The organism is Tychonema sp. LEGE 07196 (assembly GCF_963890365.1).
Lineage (GTDB): Bacteria > Cyanobacteriota > Cyanobacteriia > Cyanobacteriales > Microcoleaceae > Microcoleus.
Genome location: NZ_CAWPRX010000202.1, coordinates 23,373 through 42,473 on the forward strand (window position 1 = coordinate 23,373; position 19,101 = coordinate 42,473).

General features: G+C 47.7%; 16 protein-coding genes and 1 riboswitch. Of the genes, 8 read left to right on the forward strand and 8 right to left on the reverse strand.

Annotation, left to right across the window (positions count from 1 at the left end; translation table 11 throughout):
• Nucleotides 1–59: 59 nt before the first annotated feature.
• On the forward strand, nt 60–824 hold the full coding sequence (locus AACV78_RS24400) for an ABC transporter ATP-binding protein (RefSeq protein ID WP_228041998.1): 765 nt from the start codon (nt 60–62) through the stop codon (nt 822–824).
• Between the two features lie 191 nt (nt 825–1,015).
• Here AACV78_RS24400 and AACV78_RS24405 read toward each other — a convergent pair whose 3' ends face one another.
• The 3 genes from AACV78_RS24405 to AACV78_RS24415 all read right to left on the reverse strand — a co-directional run bounded on the left by AACV78_RS24405 (nt 1,016) and on the right by AACV78_RS24415 (nt 3,454).
• On the reverse strand, nt 1,016–1,396 hold the full coding sequence (locus AACV78_RS24405; protein WP_194010985.1) for a hypothetical protein: 381 nt from the start codon (nt 1,394–1,396) through the stop codon (nt 1,016–1,018).
• Between the two features lie 142 nt (nt 1,397–1,538).
• The gene (locus tag AACV78_RS24410; RefSeq protein ID WP_194010984.1) at nt 1,539–2,267 is read right to left on the reverse strand and encodes a lysophospholipid acyltransferase family protein; all 729 of its coding nucleotides are present in this window, start codon (nt 2,265–2,267) and stop codon (nt 1,539–1,541) included.
• Between the two features lie 749 nt (nt 2,268–3,016).
• On the reverse strand, nt 3,017–3,454 hold the full coding sequence (locus AACV78_RS24415; RefSeq protein WP_228042006.1) for a nucleoside deaminase: 438 nt from the start codon (nt 3,452–3,454) through the stop codon (nt 3,017–3,019).
• 247 nt (nt 3,455–3,701) lie between these two features.
• On the opposite strand from AACV78_RS24415, the gene AACV78_RS24420 reads away from it, so the two are divergent.
• Nucleotides 3,702–4,298 (forward strand): TerB family tellurite resistance protein, encoded by a 597-nt coding sequence (locus AACV78_RS24420; protein ID WP_194010982.1) that lies wholly within the window; start codon nt 3,702–3,704, stop codon nt 4,296–4,298.
• A 425-nt stretch (nt 4,299–4,723) separates the two neighbouring features.
• The gene (menB, locus tag AACV78_RS24425; RefSeq protein ID WP_194010981.1) at nt 4,724–5,557 is read left to right on the forward strand and encodes a 1,4-dihydroxy-2-naphthoyl-CoA synthase; all 834 of its coding nucleotides are present in this window, start codon (nt 4,724–4,726) and stop codon (nt 5,555–5,557) included.
• A 236-nt stretch (nt 5,558–5,793) separates the two neighbouring features.
• On the opposite strand, the gene AACV78_RS24430 is transcribed toward menB, so the two are convergent.
• Nucleotides 5,794–6,081 (reverse strand): hypothetical protein, encoded by a 288-nt coding sequence (locus tag AACV78_RS24430; RefSeq protein ID WP_228041999.1) that lies wholly within the window; start codon nt 6,079–6,081, stop codon nt 5,794–5,796.
• 515 nt (nt 6,082–6,596) lie between these two features.
• Between AACV78_RS24430 and AACV78_RS24435 the strand changes: the two genes are divergently transcribed.
• The 4 genes from AACV78_RS24435 to AACV78_RS24450 all read left to right on the forward strand — a co-directional run bounded on the left by AACV78_RS24435 (nt 6,597) and on the right by AACV78_RS24450 (nt 12,188).
• Nucleotides 6,597–7,784, forward strand: a complete 1,188-nt coding sequence (locus AACV78_RS24435) for an SPOR domain-containing protein (protein ID WP_194010979.1) — start codon at nt 6,597–6,599, stop codon at nt 7,782–7,784.
• Nucleotides 7,785–7,928: 144 nt separating this feature from the next.
• Complete coding sequence (locus tag AACV78_RS24440) at nt 7,929–8,633, forward strand: PspA/IM30 family protein (RefSeq protein WP_194010978.1); 705 nt, start codon at nt 7,929–7,931, stop codon at nt 8,631–8,633.
• A gap of 299 nt (nt 8,634–8,932) precedes the next feature.
• Complete coding sequence (locus tag AACV78_RS24445; protein ID WP_194010977.1) at nt 8,933–9,718, forward strand: PspA/IM30 family protein; 786 nt, start codon at nt 8,933–8,935, stop codon at nt 9,716–9,718.
• Between the two features lie 490 nt (nt 9,719–10,208).
• Nucleotides 10,209–12,188 (forward strand): ShlB/FhaC/HecB family hemolysin secretion/activation protein, encoded by a 1,980-nt coding sequence (locus AACV78_RS24450; RefSeq protein WP_194010976.1) that lies wholly within the window; start codon nt 10,209–10,211, stop codon nt 12,186–12,188.
• A 718-nt stretch (nt 12,189–12,906) separates the two neighbouring features.
• Here AACV78_RS24450 and psbA read toward each other — a convergent pair.
• The 4 genes from psbA to cobG all read right to left on the reverse strand — a co-directional run bounded on the left by psbA (nt 12,907) and on the right by cobG (nt 17,345).
• Entirely contained in the window at nt 12,907–13,989 is a 1,083-nt protein-coding gene (gene psbA / locus AACV78_RS24455) for a photosystem II q(b) protein (protein ID WP_194074267.1), read from the reverse strand.
• A 232-nt stretch (nt 13,990–14,221) separates the two neighbouring features.
• Nucleotides 14,222–14,932 (reverse strand): precorrin-2 C(20)-methyltransferase, encoded by a 711-nt coding sequence (locus AACV78_RS24460; RefSeq protein ID WP_194008175.1) that lies wholly within the window; start codon nt 14,930–14,932, stop codon nt 14,222–14,224.
• Nucleotides 14,929–15,558 (reverse strand): precorrin-8X methylmutase, encoded by a 630-nt coding sequence (locus AACV78_RS24465; RefSeq protein WP_194008174.1) that lies wholly within the window; start codon nt 15,556–15,558, stop codon nt 14,929–14,931. The genes AACV78_RS24460 and AACV78_RS24465 overlap by 4 nt, the downstream gene beginning before the upstream one ends.
• A gap of 278 nt (nt 15,559–15,836) precedes the next feature.
• Nucleotides 15,837–17,345, reverse strand: coding sequence for a precorrin-3B synthase (gene cobG, locus AACV78_RS24470; protein ID WP_194008173.1), 1,509 nt, complete (start codon nt 17,343–17,345; stop codon nt 15,837–15,839).
• Nucleotides 17,332–17,411: riboswitch (adenosylcobalamin-variant (AdoCbl-variant) riboswitch) on the reverse strand. (Overlaps the previous gene by 14 nt.)
• A gap of 412 nt (nt 17,412–17,823) precedes the next feature.
• On the opposite strand from cobG, the gene cbiE reads away from it, so the two are divergent.
• Nucleotides 17,824–19,032, forward strand: coding sequence for a precorrin-6y C5,15-methyltransferase (decarboxylating) subunit CbiE (gene cbiE / locus AACV78_RS24475; RefSeq protein ID WP_194008172.1), 1,209 nt, complete (start codon nt 17,824–17,826; stop codon nt 19,030–19,032).
• Nucleotides 19,033–19,101: the final 69 nt, after the last annotated feature.

A 19,101-nucleotide genomic window follows, 5' to 3' on the forward strand; every position in this document is an offset into this window, starting at 1 on the left:
CAAAACCTCTCAGAAGTGTTAACTTAGTAATTAGTTGTGTCGATCGCACATAAAAACAAATGCCTGAACTACAAACCCAGACCCATCCAGACCTCCACCCGCAAGACACCTCAAAACCGGTCATCGTCGGCCTGCAAGACGTAACAAAAGTTTACGGCATCGGCGACTTGGAAGTGCGCGCCCTCAACGGCGTCAGCTTGACAGTAACCCAAGGAGAATATTGCTCGATTATGGGCGCATCGGGTTCCGGCAAATCTACAGCCATGAATATTATCGGCTGTCTCGATCGACCTACGACCGGCAGTTACTACCTAGATGGCGTAAATGTCGCCCAAATGCCCGAAGCAGAATTAGCCGGAATTCGCAATTTAAAATTAGGTTTTGTATTCCAACAATTTCACCTGCTAGCTCAATTAACAGCCTTAGAAAACGTCATGTTACCGATGGTTTATGCAGGCATTCCCGCAGCCGAAAGACGCGAACGGGGCGTAGACGCTTTAACAAAAGTAGGCTTGCAAAGTCGGCTGCAAAATAAACCGAATCAACTATCAGGAGGACAGCAGCAGCGGGTAGCCATCGCCAGGGCGATTGTCAACCGTCCGGTTTTGTTGCTTGCAGATGAACCGACTGGTGCATTGGATACTAAAACTACTCAAGAAGTAATGGATATTTTTACAGAATTCAATGAAAGCGGCATGACTGTGGTGATGGTAACTCACGAACCGGAAGTAGCGCGCCAAACTCGCCGCGTTGTCTGGTTCCGCGACGGTCAAGTTATTCATAATAATCTCGATCCGGCAGAGCTTTCTCACGCAGTATTTTAATGCCAATTTCAAAAGTTTTGCTACAATCTTCAATCTGATAGCAATTATTAAAAGTCGCACTTTCCCGCGCCAGACAGGCCGCCGTGCCGTTTCCCTACAGATGCTCTCTACTTGTTACCAGCCTAGAGTATAGAAAGGAAACCTGTTAACTAATGACTACTGACTGCTGACTGCTGACTGCTGACTACCGACTACTGAAAAGCACTCGGAAAAGCAGCCCAAACTCGATCGACAAAATCTCTAAGTTGCCGAGACGCGATCGCGCTATCCTTGCGATCGGAGTCCAAAGACTGCAACTGAGTCAACAGCGAAATCACCTCGGTATCCAGCGCCGCCCGAAACAAACTCAACGGCCAAAGCAAATCAGCACCATCTCGCAAATCCGATAAAGTGTATTCTTCCGGCCACTTTTGGGGCAAATCCTTCCCCGATACCAATCCAACCAACATTAGAGGGCGCACCCAACAAATTTGACGTGCCTCAACCACTTCAATCACCTCTGAATGCAGGCACGCATTTCCACATTCTAAACTGACAATTTGACCGGGTTTAAAGTTCAAAGCACAATCCATTAATGCTGACTCTTAATACAGACAATAACCAAGCAAAATAAGTGCCGCAACTCTCGACAGCACCAAAAAACATTATATCACAATTACTTATTCCTTTGGTCAACTGCTTTCCTATCAACTGCCAACCGCCAACTGTCAACTATCAACATTCATCAAGAGTTTTCAGAGCCTTTTCAAGATCGGCAGTCAACAATCGCGCTTCTTTTTTACCACTGCCACCTTTAGCATAATCCGCCACCGAAAGCGGCTCGCCGATCGCAATTTTGACACGAGCACCCCGTCGAGGAATGCGCGGGCGGTAGCGGATACTCATCGGTACAATTTTCACCCCCAAACCAGGTTGGCTCAACTCTGCCTGCATTGCCAAACGAGCCAATCCAGGCTTGGGAGGGTGAACTTCACCATCCTGAAAAATGCCACCTTCGGGAAAAATCACCAACATTTGCTTGTCGAGGAGCAATTCCACGCCATAACGCAGGCTGCTAATTGCTGGATGCTTGATATCGACAGCAAAACCTCCCAAATGTCTGATGAACCAACCTTGCAAGCCTTGCACCTCATCGGCAGTTACCATAAACCGCAAATCGCGTCCACTCACCTTCTGTCCCGTTGAATAGGGCATCATCAACGCATCCCACCGGGAGCGATGCGTAGGGGCCAAGATGACAGGCCCGTCCTTCGGCAAGTGCTCCTGTCCGGTTATTTCAATCTTGCTAAAATAAAACGGCAGGACAACATAGTGACCTAGCGGATAGAGCAAGGAGGTTAACCAAGGAGAAACGCGAGAGGTATTAGGTGCTACCTTGGCAAGCATGGGCTTCACTAGAGATGATTTACTGGACTCAACGGCGATCGCGGCATTATGGCGCATAGCAGTTAACTTGCTTTATCGATATTTGACACTCCGGGCGCGTGAACGCGCGGGGATTCTTGGTTCACTGACACACCTTTAAACTATCCATCCTTTCGGCAATATTTAAACCCAAAAACCGTCCGATTGAACGAAGTTGCGAGTCTAATTTGAATAGCCCCAGAGGGCTTGTCTCCCCAAGCAAGCGTTAAGGAATCACTTCCCAAGTTCCCGTATGCCCTTGTACATCTAACTACTAAGTTTTTGAGTTTTCTGGTATGGGTGCGCGGTGGCTACCTTAGCTATGTTTTTGTGGTGTTCGCTACCCACGAGATATTATTGTTTTCTAGCCCGTCGTTTTGGATTCTCACCCATTTGTGCTAGCGGTTATTCTACCTGTATCTATACTCTAGTGTACTAGAGTTAGGGAAAATACTGTCAAGCCTGAAAAAGTTTTCCAGTATTAAAAGCCGTCCTCAAAGGCTTGCCATGAGCTTGCTGAAGGGACGGGGTTTAAAACCCTGTTTTCTGATCGAGTTTAAGGATATGTTGTTTAGCAAACTTTTAATCTTTCGATGGGACACTTTTGCTAGTGGCATTTTGCTTTTCGCCGGCGGAAAGCACCCCAAAACTTAATCTGTTAGAGGCTTTCACCGAAGTCAACCCGACCGCAATCAGGAGCCAGATCGATCGGGCAATTACTTATTATTTGAGTTAATACGGCCAAGTTCGATTAAACATTGTCGATCGAAAGTAAAAAATTTAACAGGTTAAATTTTCCGGCGGGCTTCAAACCAAGAAAGCAATTGATCTCGACAAACAGACTCCATAATACCGCCAAGTACCTCCAAGCGGTGACACGAAGGCGCGCTATCTGGAATATTAGCAGCAGTCCGAATCGTGCCAGTTTTCGGGTCATCAGCTCCGTATACCAGCAAACCGATCCGAGCTTGTACGATCGCACCAGCGCACATCGGGCAAGGCTCCAGAGTCACGTAGAGCGTGCATTGGTTGAGATGCCAGTCTTGCAAAACTTTGCCCGCCGCCTGCAGAGCCAAGATTTCAGCGTGAGCAGTCGGATCGCAGTCTCGCTCTCGCCGATTTTGCGCTTCGGCAATCAACTTACCAGTACCGTCAACCATGACAGCACCCACCGGCACTTCACCCGCATCGCCCGCAGCTCGTGCTAGTTCCACAGCCCTAGTCATCCAGCCCTTGTGAATAGCATAATTAAAATCACCAATAAACAACTGCTCTGTTTGCAAATTCACGGTATACCTATGTAACTAAAAACGTTTAACATTGTCTTACTTATACACTTGCTGCGGAGCGAATAAGTGCGATCGCTAGTAAAACAAGTTTTTATGGCAATTTATGGCATACTTACCTAGTTGAAAACACTTAAGATCGAAAAATAAAGTTACATCACAGTCCCATCCAGGGTAATTTTAAATTATGGACACCACCACGATTAGCACTGAAGTTGTTGAGCTGTTGTCCCGGATTAGCCGGCAAAAACTCCGCCAACAAGATATCACTCCCTTGGTAGTATTTCTGACTGCTCTAATTTCCATCCTGCGCGGAGTAATGATTATCGACAGGACGATCGCCATTGAAGAAGAAGAACGGCTGCAAAAGACTCTCAAAGCCTTTTCCAGTGGCGATCCAAGTCGAATAGAACTAATTCAGCGCCTTGTCAAAGGAGTATCCAAACAGCAAGTTTACTTCAACCCCACGGAATTGCTAACCCTCACAGCTTTCTTCTCAGAATCAGAAAAGCTGTTGCTCATCGGTTCCGGCTACGAAATGTCAGCCGTAGACGGACACATCGACCTGCGGGAGCAAATGTACCTACAGTCGATCGCCAACCGGCTCGGCCTCGACTCCAGACACATTGCAGTCATAGACACCTTATTTACAAAAGAAGGAACCCTCGACTCAGAAGCTTTTGCCGAAGTTCAAGCATTACTCGCACCAAGCGAATTCTCCTCCCGCGATCCAGTATTTGCCAAAGCAGGAAAGCACCTGCTGACTCTTTTAATGCGTCAGTAATCCAGCGCCTTAAAGTTTTTTGGCCGTGCAAGAATCAGACACCGGGAAAAGAATTTGATGCTTTTTCTATTAGTTCGCTCATTTGGAGCGGTCGGAAACCGGGTTTTTTCAGACAAATACATAGGTTGCAGCCAGCCAAAACGGTAAAAAACCCGATTTCTTTTGCCTTGATGCGTCCAATGCCCTCTAAAATCTAAAAGCGACTTATCGCTGGATCGATCGCCCCCAGCGGGCGTTTCAAATCTCAACTTGACCGCGAATCAACGGGTATAGCGCCCCGAAGCTGTTGAGCGGATGCTTCCCAAATTTTAGACGCTTGTTCCTGCTTCCAAATGCAATGCAGCAAGTAAATCTAAAATCTAAAACTTGTTCGCTCGCGAAGCCGAAGAATCTAAAATCTAAAATCTAAAATCGACCGATAGATCATGCAAATTGAATGGCAAACTGCTAAAACCTACGAAGACATTCTTTATCACAAAAGCGGCGGCACCGCCAAAATTACCATCAATCGACCTCACAAACGGAACGCTTTCCGTCCCAAAACCGTGCAAGAACTGTGCGATGCCTTTACTGATGCCCGCGAAGACACAAAAATCGGCGTTGTCCTCTTTACCGGTGCGGGGCCTCATACTGACGGCAAATATGCCTTTTGTGCGGGTGGCGACCAAAGCGTGCGCGGTGCTGCGGGGTATGTAGACGAAGGTGGCATACCTCGGCTGAACGTGCTCGACTTGCAGAAGTTGATTCGATCGATGCCCAAAGTTGTGATTGCTTTAGTTGCCGGATACGCGATCGGCGGCGGTCATGTTTTACACTTGATCTGCGACTTGACGATCGCAGCAGACAATGCCATTTTCGGACAAACTGGCCCAAAAGTAGGCAGTTTCGACGGTGGATTCGGTGCCAGCTATCTCGCCAGAGTAGTCGGCCAGAAAAAAGCCAGGGAAATTTGGTTTTTGTGTCGCCAGTACAGCGCGCAGAAAGCCCTAGAAATGGGTTTAGTCAACTGTGTCGTACCCGTGGAACAACTCGAACTCGAAGGGATGCAGTGGGCTGGAGAAATTCTCGAAAAAAGTCCGATCGCGATTCGCTGTTTAAAATCCGCTTTTAATGCCGACTGCGACGGTCAAGCCGGTCTGCAAGAGCTGGCTGGCAACGCCACTTTGCTGTACTATATGACCCAGGAAGGCGCGGAAGGCAAACAAGCATTTTTGGACAAACGGGAACCGGATTTTAGTCAATATCCGTGGCTGCCATAGCTCGATCGACAAATAAGTTTTTTGATTCCCTCATTCCAGTTACAGATGCTATTGATTTGTGTCAGTTGCAAAAGTCGAATTGAGGCGATCGTCGAAAAGTGTAAGTATTGATATTACTAGCACCAAAAAAATGAAACTGCTTTGTTAAATCCAGACTGCGATCGCCATCAGTAATTCCCGAATCGGAAATGTCCAATGCTCCTATCCAAAATGATATGATTCCTGCTGCTGTCCGACTAAACCGACAGTGCTGCTGATTGCTCGATTAAAGTTGTGCCTGTCAACTGGCAGGCATTGCGCTCAGAAACAGTAACAGCCTCTTGCACAGTCACAGTCTGTTCTTCTTGCCACAGTCCAATTTCTGCTATATTTTCCCAAGGTTCTCCAAAAGACGGAACCGCTAGAGTACAAGCTTTCCACTGACTTTGCACCGGCACGCTCAGCAGAGCGCAAACCCCCCCGCGTCTTCCTTCAGGAGTGTAGTGGTGGCAGTGACGGCAAGCGGAAGTTAATGGTGTTTTCATAAAAGTGTTTAGACAAATCAGTTTCATCTATAATTCTCCTCTGTAGAGCTAGGAGGTTTGAGAGCATTCCAGCCTTTATGGTGTATGGGTTATAGCGATCCCCGAAACATAATTAAATTTTATAATTTATTTATAATTGCGTTATATGTAGAAACAATTAGCTCAGTTCTTACTCAGTGGGTAGGTAAAAATACAGGTTAAAAGTTTATAAAGGGTCAGGGATCAAGAAAAACTGCAAGTGTAAAACAAGTATGAGATGTTACAAAAAAACTGTGACCGCGAACACAAAAAGCGGCGCAGAGTAGGGTAAGCAGCCTCTGGGACAAAGCAATTGAAGTTTGAATATAAATAAAAATGAAAAAATAGCAAAGGGCGATCGCAATCAGGCGATCGGGCAGCAGTTACCTTGACGGCAAAAGCCACTAATTCTAGAATAGGCAAGTTTTAAAGCTGCTTGTTTATTTGTTGAGAATCAAAACATTAAAATCAATTCAGACACGATAGGAGTTTTGCTAATGAGTAAGCGTTCTTCGGTTGAATCCCCAAATCAATCCTCATCAACCCCAATCCAGCCTGCCTTGCAAGCAGCCCTGGGATGTTTGGATGTAAATCTAGAAGCAGAACTGACAACATACAGAAGGCACAGGCGGCGCGCCGAACAGTGGGTGTCGCCATCAGTTCGTACCGGCAAGCAAACAGCCACAACCGAGCAACAGAATACCCAAAACCTACGGCTGGAAGCTGCCGAGGAAGCTCAACAGCCGCTATCGCTGCCCCTATCCCTGGCCGGCGTTCAGGGCGATGCCCCGCTAGCAACTACCAGAGGTGGCACCCCATTATCTAGCAGTGGCTTTGCACCCCAAAACTATCTCGAATCCAGCGAAAAACTGATAGAAAGTTTGGACGAAGCAAAAACCGAGCCTGCAGAACGCAGTTTGGCCGCTAGTCTGTTAACTCCCTTGGGACTGAGTTCGATGCTGCTGTTTCTGCTGTCTTGCACAGCTTTGGGCTACGCAGTCATGCACCCGTCAAGTGTAGTTAAAATGACAGGTTTGAACCGCTTGCTCGATCGCTCTGCGCCCGGAACAAACCAAAATCCCACCGCTAGCGCCCCCTCAAATAGCAGCGCCAAAGAACTGCCGAAAGCTCCAAATCTGGTATCCAAGGAATTTGTCGATCTAGATTTGAGCACTCTCAGCAATGTCAAGCCCACAGCCAGCCCGATTGCTTCCCCATCGCCAAAAGCATCGATCCCGCCAACTCCACCAGCACCTCCAGCCCCCGTCGGCGCTGTCCCAATTCCTACAGAAGATGGCAACCCTCCTAGAGGTGCCCAACAAGGACTAAACAATCTCAGCACAGCTTTGCTGCCCAGTCCCAGCCCCAGCGCGGCCGAACCAGTCCCGACACTGCCTAAACTACCTCCCACACCGACCGCAGCCCCGCAGGCAGCAGCCCCGCAGGCAGCAGCCCCCACCGGAACTCCGAGACGGGCATCCGACGGATTCTATTACGTTGTTACCGATTACACCAACCCAAAATCTCTCCAGCAAGCCAGAACCGCAGTTCCCGATGCCTACGTGCGGAATTTCTCAAAGGGTGTCAAGATCCAAATGGGGGCTTTGAATGATGCGGCATCAGCAGAACGTTTGGTAAAAGAACTCCAAGCCAAAGGGGTGAAGGCGCAATACTATCAGCCGTAAACTAGGCAAAGAGTAAAAAAATTCAACTAAATTTTAGACAAAGCCCGACAGTGATGAATGTTTTGTCTAACACAAAATTGTTTTTTTAATTGTCAATCCCCATCCCCTAAATCTAAAATTTAATAAAATCGGGAGACGGAGCTCATGGGATTATTCGATCGCCTTTGGCGAGTGATTCGAGCCAATATTAACAGTTTGATAGGGGCTGCAGAAGATCCAGAAAAAATTCTGGAACAAGCTGTAATGGATATGCAGGAAGATTTAATCCAGCTCAGACAAGCTGTAGCAGGAGCGATTGCTGCTCAAAAACGTACCGAACGCCAATGCTCCCAAGCAGAATCTACAGCGGCAGAATGGTACCAGCGGGCACAGTTAGCTTTGCAAAAAGGCGAGGAAAATTTGGCGCGGGAAGCTCTGACGCGAAAAAAAACCTATCAAGAAACGGCAACGGCGATGAAAGCTAGTCTCGAACAGCAAAACGCTGTGGTGACTCAACTTAAAGACAATATGCGATCGCTCGAAAGTAAAATTTCTGAGGCAAAATCTAAAAAAGATATGTATATTGCCCGAGCGCGATCGGCAAAAGCCTCAGAAAGGCTGCAAGAAATGATGGGAAATCTCAGTACCGGCAGCGCTTTGAGCGCCTTTGAAAAAATGGAAGAGAAAGTCATGCAGCTAGAAGCTCGCTCCGAAGCAATCGCAGAACTCGGAACTAACGATTTAGAAAAGCAGTTTCTCTCCCTCGAAGGTGCCGGAGATGTCGATGCCGAGTTGGCGGCGATGAAAGCACAAATGCTTCCAGGCAAAAATACACCCAAATTGCCCTCTGGCGAGCCGCCCGCATCCTGAACCAGAACCAGCAGCAAAATAGTTGGGAAGACAAAAAATTCTCAACAGCCGAGTTAGACATACTTCACAAGCGTGTTGGGGAATTCCCGGATCGAAGTTAAACTCAATAGATAGGTGCATCAAATCAGTTTGCCTGCACCACTGACTCGATCGCTTTAAACTGTATTTATATGTTTGCAAAAATTGCCAAAGGATCGATCGCGCGAAACATCTGACCAAATCAGTTTAACTCAAAGCGGGCTAACGCTATCAAGCCTGCTTACCGCCTAGTTCGTACACCTCACAGGAAAAATAGGATTATGGGATTATTTGACCGCATCAGCCGAGTCGTCAGAGCCAATCTTAACGATATGGTCAACAAAGCTGAAGACCCGGAAAAGATTTTAGAACAGTCCGTGACGGATATGCAGGAAGACTTGGTGCAGTTGCGTCAAGCCGTTGCCAGCGCGATCGCAACCCAAAAGCGTACCCAGACTCAGTACAATCAAGCTGAATCCCAGTCTAACCAGTGGCAGCAACGCGCTCAGCTAGCCCTGCAAAAAGGAGACGAAACTTTGGCCCGCGAAGCCCTAGTGCGTAAAAAATCTCACGCAGAAACGGCGGCTACCCTGAAAAGTAGTTTGGAACAGCAATCGGGTCAAGTAGAAAGCCTCAAGCGTAACTTGATCGGTTTGGAAAGCAAGATTTCCGAAGCCAAAACTAAGAAGGATATGCTCAAGGCCAGAATATCCGCAGCTAAGGCCCAGGAACAGCTTAACAACACCATTGGCACCCTGAATACTGGCAGTTCAATGGCAGCTTTCGATCGCATGGAAGAAAAAGTTTTGCAGATAGAAGCTCGCGCGGGAGCATCAGCAGAACTCGCGGCCGGTGGCAGCAATTTAGAGGAACAGTTCCGCTTGCTCGAAAGTGGCGGCGGTGTTGACGACGAGTTGGCTCAGATGAAAGCTCAACTGAGCGGAGGTTCTGTGGCTCAAGGTCAATTGCCTGCAGCGGATCAAACTGCCAAGGCTACTACCTCCGAGTCGAGTCCGGTGATTGACGCTGAGTTGGAAGAATTGCGATCGCAGCTCAATAAAATGTAGTAATTTCTATCAAAATTCACCTATTTCTCAGACATCGCTTTGATAGAATGCTCCGCCTACCTACAGCGCTAGCTTGGGGAAGTCGGAGCTTTTTTCAGCCACAATTTATAATTCATACAAATTGCATTTTGTCAAGTACCTTTATATTGAATTAAGAATTTAATTCTTTAAAAAAAATGATAAAGTGACTTTATTATTAGCAATTACACTGGCTTGGCTACTCGTAGCAGTATAAATAACTATCAAATATTGCTAAGTAAATCCACCTAATCAAACCTATGAGTCCGATCGCTCAAAAGCTTGCTGTCTATCTCTTCTTGCTTCTTTTTGTCTAGAGCGAAGCCGAAGCAAGCCCTCTGCCTCCTGCCTTCTGCCTTCTACTTAACACCATTTTTCTCAAATAATGGAACTCGCGTGAAAGCTCCCAACCCCGAGCCTGTAAAGCATTCCCAATTGTTCAATTCTTTAATCTAAAAGGGTTTAACCTGTCATGGCCCGGCCACATTCCAGAGCGTTTTGTAGAATCAAGTTTTTCAGGACATTAGCACTTGCTTGTTCAATACCAGTTATTTGGCCCGTACCGCTAACAGCTCAAAGTGTTGGCGAGTCTGCGGTTGCTGCCGAGTCATTGGGCCGGTCGCCAATTTTTAATGATAATTTAGAGTTTAAATTAAAACTTAATCCAGAAACTGCAGACGATCGCGATCGGCTTCCTGATTTAGACTCAAGTTCAGAATTAGAAAAAGAGAGTCAAGAACCCGAAAACAACATCCCGGAGTTCGATCTACCTGCCAAAAATCAGTCACGAGAAACTCTCGCTCAATTGCCGAACCGAGGAGAAAACAGACAGGAAATTTCGATTCCCAACCCGCTGCTGCCAACTCCACCTCCACTCCCAGAACCCGCGCCCCCTGGGCCCTTACCTCCGGTAGAACAGCTTTTGCCGCCAGTAGTGCCGGCACAGCCTGAAGAATTACCCAACATTCCGGGTACGATCGAGGTCGATCGATTTGAAGTAGTCGGCAGCACCGTCTTTAGCAAGCAAGAATTAGACGCTGCACTCAAAAACTTTGTAGGCCGCCCGCTGACTTTTACCGAACTGCTGCAAGCTCGTTCTGCTATCAATGAACTGTACTTTAGCAAAGGTTATATCACTTCGGGAGCGCTGATTGAGCCACAAACGATCGCAGGTGGAGTTGTAAAAATATTAGTGCTAGAAGGCAAGCTAGAAAGTATCAAAGTAGTCGGAACTAGGCGGCTGAATTCTAACTATGTCAGAAGTCGTTTGGCACTGGCAACGCGAGGCCCGCTGAAGGAAAAGCGTTTGTTAGAAGCTCTGCAACTGCTGCAACTAAGCGGTCAAATCCAAAATATTTCAGCAGAATTGCAAGCGGGTTCTCGTCCGGGTTTTAATGTGCTATTAGTCCGAGTCAAAGAATCAAAAACTTTCCAAGCTGGGATTTTTACTGATAATTCTCGCTCTCCGAGTGTGGGGAGTTGGCGGCGCGGGGCCGAAGTCCGCGAAGCTAATTTATCGGGTTTGGGAGATAGTGCGAGTTTGATTTATACAAATAGTGAGGGCAGCAATACTGTAGATGTTAGTTACGCGCTGCCTGTGAATGCGCGCAACGGTAGTGTAAGTTTTCAGGCAAGCAGGAGTCGCAGCAATATTGTTGAGCAGCCTTTTGACGCGCTGGATATTGAGTCGTCGAGCCGGACTTATGAGTTGACTTACCGGCAGCCGATCGTCCAAACTGCTAGAACAGAAATCGCTCTTGGTATTGGTGCGAGCAGGCGAGAAAGCGATACATCTTTGCTGGGAGAGGATTTTCCGCTGTCGCCGGGAGCTGACAGTCGCGGGAGAACTCGGGTTTCGGCGCTGAGGCTGTTTCAGGATTTTACTCGGAGGGGAGAGAGGGATGTCTTGGCGGCGCGATCGCAGTTCAGTCTGGGAGTGGCAGCATTTGGCGCTACGGTGAACAGCAGTGAGCCTGACGGTCAATTTTTGGCGTGGCGGGGTCAATTGCAGTACCTGCGGTTGTTGGCTCCCCAGACGCTGCTGGTGGTGCGATCGGACGTGCAGTTGGCTGGAGGTGAGCTTTTGCCGATCGAGCAATTTGGTTTGGGCGGCCCGGATACAGTGCGGGGCTACCGTCAAGATGCTTTGCTCGCCGATAGCGGGATTTTTGCTTCTGCCGAGTTGCGCTATCCGATTTTGCGAATTGGCGACAACCAAGGAGTTTTGCAAGTGACACCGTTTGTGGAGGCTGGCAATGTTTGGAATAGCGGCTCTAGGGCGGATTTGGAAACAAATACTTTGCTGTCAGCGGGATTGGGCTTGCGTTGGCAGTACGGCAAGAGGTGGAACGCTCGCTTGGGTTGGGGAATTCCTTTGATTGATCTTAAGTCGAGAGACAGAAGTTTGCAAGAGCGCGGGCTGTATTTTTCAGTAGAATTCCAACCTTTTTAGGCAAGCCGCCGTTATGCCCTTGGTGCAACTGAGCAATTCCGCTATATAGTAATAAGTACCATTTGGCACTCGTCTGTAGCTGCCAAGAGTGCATTTTACTGATAATTTTAAAATTAAACTATGTCTAAGGTGCAGTTGCTGATTTTAAGTTCTTTTGCTTCCGGTTTTGGGTTTTTCTCTATCATTTTGGCGATGTTTGCGATGATTTCTAGGCTGTCGTTTACTTCTTTTTTTACCCTTGTTTTAACTTTGATATTTTTTGGGTTTAATTTGATTTTTGCTTTGCATTATTATACCTCAATTGCCAAGCAGTTAAATGTTAAAAGTAAAAGGAAAGTGAGAATTTAGAATTTTTGAAGCAGCGCCAGACAAAGGCCTGGAGATTTATTGATTTAATTTGAATTGTCCCTGACTTTACTCTGCAGGTTGCCGAGTTATTTCAAAAGCTGGATTTTTCATGAAAGGGCGATCGCAAATATCGAGTATTACTAATAGTATTAATAATTTGTGCGCTTCAAGTTACACATAATTGGGAACCGTGTGAATTAGCGGGCAAAAACCAGGTTTTACGAAAATTATTCCTCCGAGCTAAATTATTAGGTGAAAAAATTGGTTTTTTCGATCTTGATGGGTAAGTTCTAATACAAAAATGGGATTTTCCCCAAACAAAAAGCGCCCCTATTTCTAGGAGCGCTTTTTGTTAATCTCAGACTAAAACTTAGCCGTTGATAGAAGGAGCAACCATTGCTACGGGAGTAGTTTCAGCAGCAGCCAAGTCAAGCGGGAAGTTGTGAGCGTTGCGCTCGTGCATTACTTCCATACCCAAGTTAGCGCGGTTGATCACATCAGCCCAGGTATTGATACCACGACCTTGAGAGTCGATAATCGATTGGTTGAAGTTGAAACCGTTCAAGTTGAAAGCCATCGTGGAGATACCCAAAGCGGTAAACCAGATGCCTACTACTGGCCATGCACCTAACAAGAAGTGCAAGGAACGGCTGTTGTTGAAAGAAGCGTATTGGAAAATCAAACGACCGAAGTAGCCGTGGGCTGCAACGATGTTGTAGGTTTCTTCTTCTTGACCGAATTTGTAACCGTAGTTTTGCGACTCGGTTTCAGTTGTTTCGCGAACCAAAGAAGATGTAACTAATGAACCGTGCATGGCGGAGAACAAGCTACCACCGAAGACACCGGCTACTCCCAACATATGGAAGGGGTGCATCAGGATGTTGTGCTCAGCTTGGAACACTAGCATGAAGTTGAATGTACCGGAGATACCCAAGGGCATACCGTCTGAGAAGGAGCCTTGTCCGATCGGGTAGATCAAGAATACTGCGGTGGCTGCTGCAACTGGTGCAGAGTAAGCTACGCAGATCCAAGGACGCATACCTAAGCGGTAGGACAGTTCCCATTCACGACCCATGTAGCAGAAAATGCCGATGAGGAAGTGAAATACTACCAATTGGTAGGGGCCGCCGTTGTACAACCACTCATCCAGAGAGGCTGCTTCCCAGATTGGGTAGAAGTGAAGACCGATCGCGTTAGACGAAGGAACAACTGCACCTGTGATGATGTTGTTACCGAACATCAAGGAACCTGCTACTGGTTCGCGGATGCCGTCGATGTCTACGGGAGGGGCTGCGATGAAGGCTGTGATGTAGCAGATTGTGGCAGTTAGCAAGGTAGGAATCATCAGGACTCCGAACCAGCCTACATAGAGGCGGTTGTCGGTCGATGTGACCCAGTTGCAAAACTGATCCCACAGGTTAGCGCTTTCGCGCTGCTGTAATGTGGTTGTCATGTGTTTATGATTGCGTTATTTGGTTTTCAATGTTCGTGACGGCTTTGTGTTCCGCCATGTAAATAAATATAAAGCATATTCTCAGGTTTGTAAAGGTCTGTAACGACAGTTAAACTTATGAAACTTATAACTTTAACTTATTAATTGGAAGAAAATTGGGTAAATGGGCAAGAATCCACAAGAAAATAGGAAAAGCCTGGAAGCTGGTCGCCTTCAGGCATGGAAATAAATATTAAGATACAGACTTTTGTTGGCTGGGTATCATCACCAGCGCCCAGTAGGGAACCTCAGCCGGATCGACATCGGCGATCGCCCTAATTCGCTGATTTGGCATAGTTGCGCGTTCTATATATAGTGCGCGATCGAACTGTCCCAACTCAATCAGCACATCCCGGACTTTCGCAAAGTGCCTCCCCAGCTTAATAATCACAGCAGCATCAACCAGCGCCAGCCGATCGCGCAAAATCTCCGCATCCAGCGTCGCAGGCATAATACTTAACACATCGTTACGATAAGTTAACGGTACTCCCAGCGCACTCGCACTCGCCATAGTCGAAGAAATTCCCGGCACAACTTCGGTAGTAAACTTTCCCGACAAACGGTTGAACAAATACATAAACGAGCCGTAGAGAAAAGGCTCACCCTCGCACAAAACCGCCACATCCCGGCCCTCAGTGAGGTGGGCGGCAATTTTCTCGGCAGCAACATCATAATAAGGTTGCGACGATCGCGTCGGACTAAAAGGCAGCGGCATCGGAATCTCAATTTGTTCTGGACGCAAATAATCTGCGACGATCGCCCGCGCCAGCACCTTACCATTTTCCATCGCCGGATATGCAATGACCGGCACCGATTGCAAAATCCGATAAGCTTTCAAAGTAATCAATTCAGGATCGCCAGGGCCGATGCCCAATCCGTACAATTTACCAGCAGTCTCAGTCATAATTCGTCCTCTTTAGCTAAAGCATTCACGGCCGCCGTTGCCATTGCACTGCCACCGCGCCGCCCCTGCAGCGCGATAAATGGCACTCCCCGACTGTTGGCTGCGAGTTCGGCTTTAGATTCGACCGCCCCTACAAATCCTACCGGAAAACCCAGAATCAAGGCAGGTTTGGGGGCTCCAGCATCCAGCATTTCCAGCAGTCGGAACAAAGCAGTCGGGGCATTGCCAATGGCCACCACCGCACCATCTAAGTTATCTAGCCACAAATCCAGTGCCGCAGCCGATCGAGTATTTCCGATTTGGCGCGCCAACTCCGGGACATCGGGATGCCAGAGGGTGCAAATCACCTGATTGTTAGCGGGAAGCCGCTTGCGGGTGATGCCTTCGGCTATCATTCGCGCATCGCACAAAATCGGCGCGCCTGCGGAAAGGGCTTGACGTCCGCGGGTGGCGGCACCGGGGGAAGCTGCTAAATCTGCAACAATATCTGTCATTCCGCAACTGTGAATTAGTCGCACGGCGACGGATTCTAAGTCTGGTGGCAATTTTGACAAGTCTGCTTCGGCGCGGATTGTGGCGAAGGATTTTGTGTAGATTTCTGTTCCGTCTCGGATGTAGTCAATCATGGGGAAGAAGGAAGAAGGAAGAGGGAAGAAGGAAGAAGGAAGAGGGAAGAAGGAAAAGATAGGGTGACTTTCGTGTTGTAAATAACGGGAATTGGAAATTTGGAGGCTCTTTTTGATTATCTTTAAAATGGCTATGACAATTTTGTTTGATTTGTGAACGAGCTTTTTAAAATGAACCGCGTTGGCGTAGCCTGCGCGAAGCGCTTAGGCGCAAAGGGCGCGAAGGAAGAAAGAGAAGGGGAGATGATTACAATTTGTCTGTTTTAATGGATGTTTTTTTAGTTTAATTTTTGATTTTTGGGATTCATTAATTTTTGCAATTTGTCGATCGCCCACCGATCGCAAAATTCGCCAAATGACTCGTCCGGTTCTCGAAATTGCTGGTAGGCGCGCAGCATTTGCTCGATCGCGCGGGGCATTTCGGCTACTGTCACGGCGGGGAAGATTTGCCGTCCAAAGGGCAGGTCTTTTTTACCTACATAAATGTTGTAACCTGCGATCGTCTGGTTTTCCTGCTGCATCTGAATTCCGATTAGGGTGATGTCAATTGGCTGGTGTTGGGCGCAGGATTTTTCGCAGCCGCTGAAATGGATGTTTATCGATCGGTCGATCGTCAGTTTTTTCGCTAAATCCTTCGCCATTGTTAGGGCGTGACTTTGAGTATCTGTCGCCGCCGACGCGCAGCCGCTGCTACCGGCGCAAGCAACTAAGCAGGAATCTAGATTGGTTGGGGATGAGTGCAATCCTAAATCGGCGATTTGCTGTTTGACTTCAAAAACTTGGGAGTTGGGGATGTCGGAAATCAGCAGATTTTGCCACGGTGTAAGCCTCAGAGTGCCGTTGGCGAATTTTTGGGCTAAGTTTGCCAAATTCCGCAGTTGCTTTGATTCTAGCTTGCCTAGAGGCAGGGCAATGCCGATGTAGGAAAAACCGGACTGTTGCTGACGGTGGATGCCGAGATTGGCGTTGGGTTCGATCGCATTTTCTGAAAGTTCGATCGCGCTTCGCCCCAAGGGAAACGGCAATTTTGTCTCTACTTTTTCGAGATAATTTTCAACGCCCCAATCGGCTAGCAAGTGCCGCAATCGCGGTTTTTTGCCATCAATTCGCGGTCGATTTTTGGTGTATTCCAGATAGATATTAGCGAGGGCTGCTAATACTAAAATAGTTTGAGATTGTTCGATAATAATTCCTGTGTTTCCGTTCAAATAGAGGCGAAAAACTATTTCAAAATTGGTCGAACTCCTTTCTGCTACTAATAAAATATCGTTCCGTAAATTGCGGATTGAAACTAATTCTCCGCCATCAAAACCAATGCTGAATTTAGCCGAAAGTTCGGCTAATTCGGGATGTGTTTGCAGGTAATCGTCCCAAGCTTTCACTAGGGGGCGAGTATCGAGTAACTGCTGTCGGTCGATTCCTGCTGTCGGGCTTGCCATCATGTTGCGAATCGGGTCAACTTCAACGCGGCGAGACGCTAATCCCAATTCCTGCAAATCTTGCCAAACTTCTGGGGGAATTTCTGAGTGCAATTCTCGGATTTGCAAATTTGCCCGATTTGTGATTTGCAAACAGCCGGTACTGTAGCGATCGACTAAATTGGCGATCGACCAACATTGCTGTACGCTTAAAATTCCCCCCGGAATCCGCATCCTCGATAAAACTCCGTCTCGGGCTCGGGAACCGTAAAATAGGCCGGGACAAGTTGGTAAATCAGTCAAAACTAACAAATAATCTCCTCCCCGTGCGACGCAGGGAATGTAAAGTAAACTTCCTGAAATCGGCATTCTGACTTTCACAGTTGCGGCACAGCGCCGGAATTGCACCGGACTTTCCCGCTTTCAGGTTTAAGAAATGTATCACAAGTCGATCGCCCGCTGCTTAAATTCTCAATTTTCTTAACAAATGCCCGCTAATTTTGTATAGTTTTCAGAGGAATAGCGAGAAACCGGCTTTTTTACAAAAATATAAAGGTTACAGACGGCAGATTCCCTAAAAAAACAAATTTATATGGTTAAAATGCACTTAGGAGTGAGTTAAAATAATGACTCGTTGGCCCAGATTTATCAATCCGAAAAACAGTGCAAGTGCAGTTCTTTAGCACAGCCACAATAGATTTTTTTTAAATTGTTCATCTGCGTGCATCCCTGTCGATCGGCTTGACATCTGCGGTTGACCTTTTTATCAAAAAATTATCCAATAAATACTGTAAATTTAAGCTCATATTATTGTTGAAAATTGATAAATCGTAATTACCTTGGCGCAATGCACAAATGGCTTTCGGTTGTGGGAATTGGGGAAGATGGACTTTCGGGATTGAGCTCGATCGCCCGATCGTTACTCGATCGATCTAAAATCGTTGTCGGGGGCGCGCGCCACCTCGCAATGCTACCAACCGACGACACCCGCGAAAAATTAGTTTGGGCTTCACCCCTGCAAACAACCATTGACGACATTATCCGCAGGCGCCCAGAATCTGTCTGCGTGTTAGCAAGCGGCGATCCGATGTGTCACGGGATTGGTGTCACGCTGTCGCGCCAAGTTCCGATTTCGGAAATGATTGTGATTCCCGCAGCATCGGCTTTTAGTCTGGCTTGTGCCCGTTTGGGTTGGGCGCTGGCGGATGTTGAGACTTTTAGTTTAACAAATCGCCCGATCGCCTCGATCGCCCTTGCTTTGTCTCCGGGGGCGCGTTTGCTGGTGTTGAGTGCCGATCGGCACACGCCGGGAAAGGTCGCCGGTTTGTTGACTGAGCGGGGGTTTGGCAGCAGTTTGATGACTGTGTTCGAGCGGATGGGGTCGGAGGCGGAACGGCGGATCGAGGGGGTTGCAGCGGCTTGGAATGTGGCGGATTTGGCGGATTTGAATGCGATCGCCATTGCAGTTGCAGCCGATCGGCAAACTCTTATCCTCCCTCGAACTGCGGGTTTACCGGATGCTGCGTATCGCCACGACGGACAGTTGACTAAACGGGAGGTTCGAGCCGTTACTCTGTCTGCGTTAGCGCCGATTCCGGGGGAGTTGCTGTGGGATGTGGGGGCGGGCTGCGGCTCGATCGCGATTGAGTGGATGCGGAGTCATCGGAGTTGTCGGGCGATCGCGATCGAACGCCATCCAACTAGACTGGAATACATTGGTGAAAATGCCTCTAATTTGGGTGTTCCCGAACTCCAAATTGTGGCGGGAGACGCACCGGCAGCTTTGGCAAATTTGCCGAAACCGGATGCTATTTTCATCGGTGGCGGTGTCACTGTTGAGGCTTTGTTAGAAACTTGTTGGAATGCTTTAGGTGAAGGCGGCCGTTTAGTTGTGAATGCGGTGACAATTGAGAGCGAACTTACGGTGCTGCAATGGCATTCTTTGCACGGCGGCGAACTAATTAGAATTGGGATTCAGCGGGTTGGGGCGATCGGTTCTTTTCAGGGTTGGAAGCCGCTTGCACCGGTGACTCAGTGGGCGGTTGTTAAGAGTTGAAAGGTAATAAAAATGAGATTCAACATCAAGAATATTATCCCGCAATTGCGATAAAATTGTATGTCACCG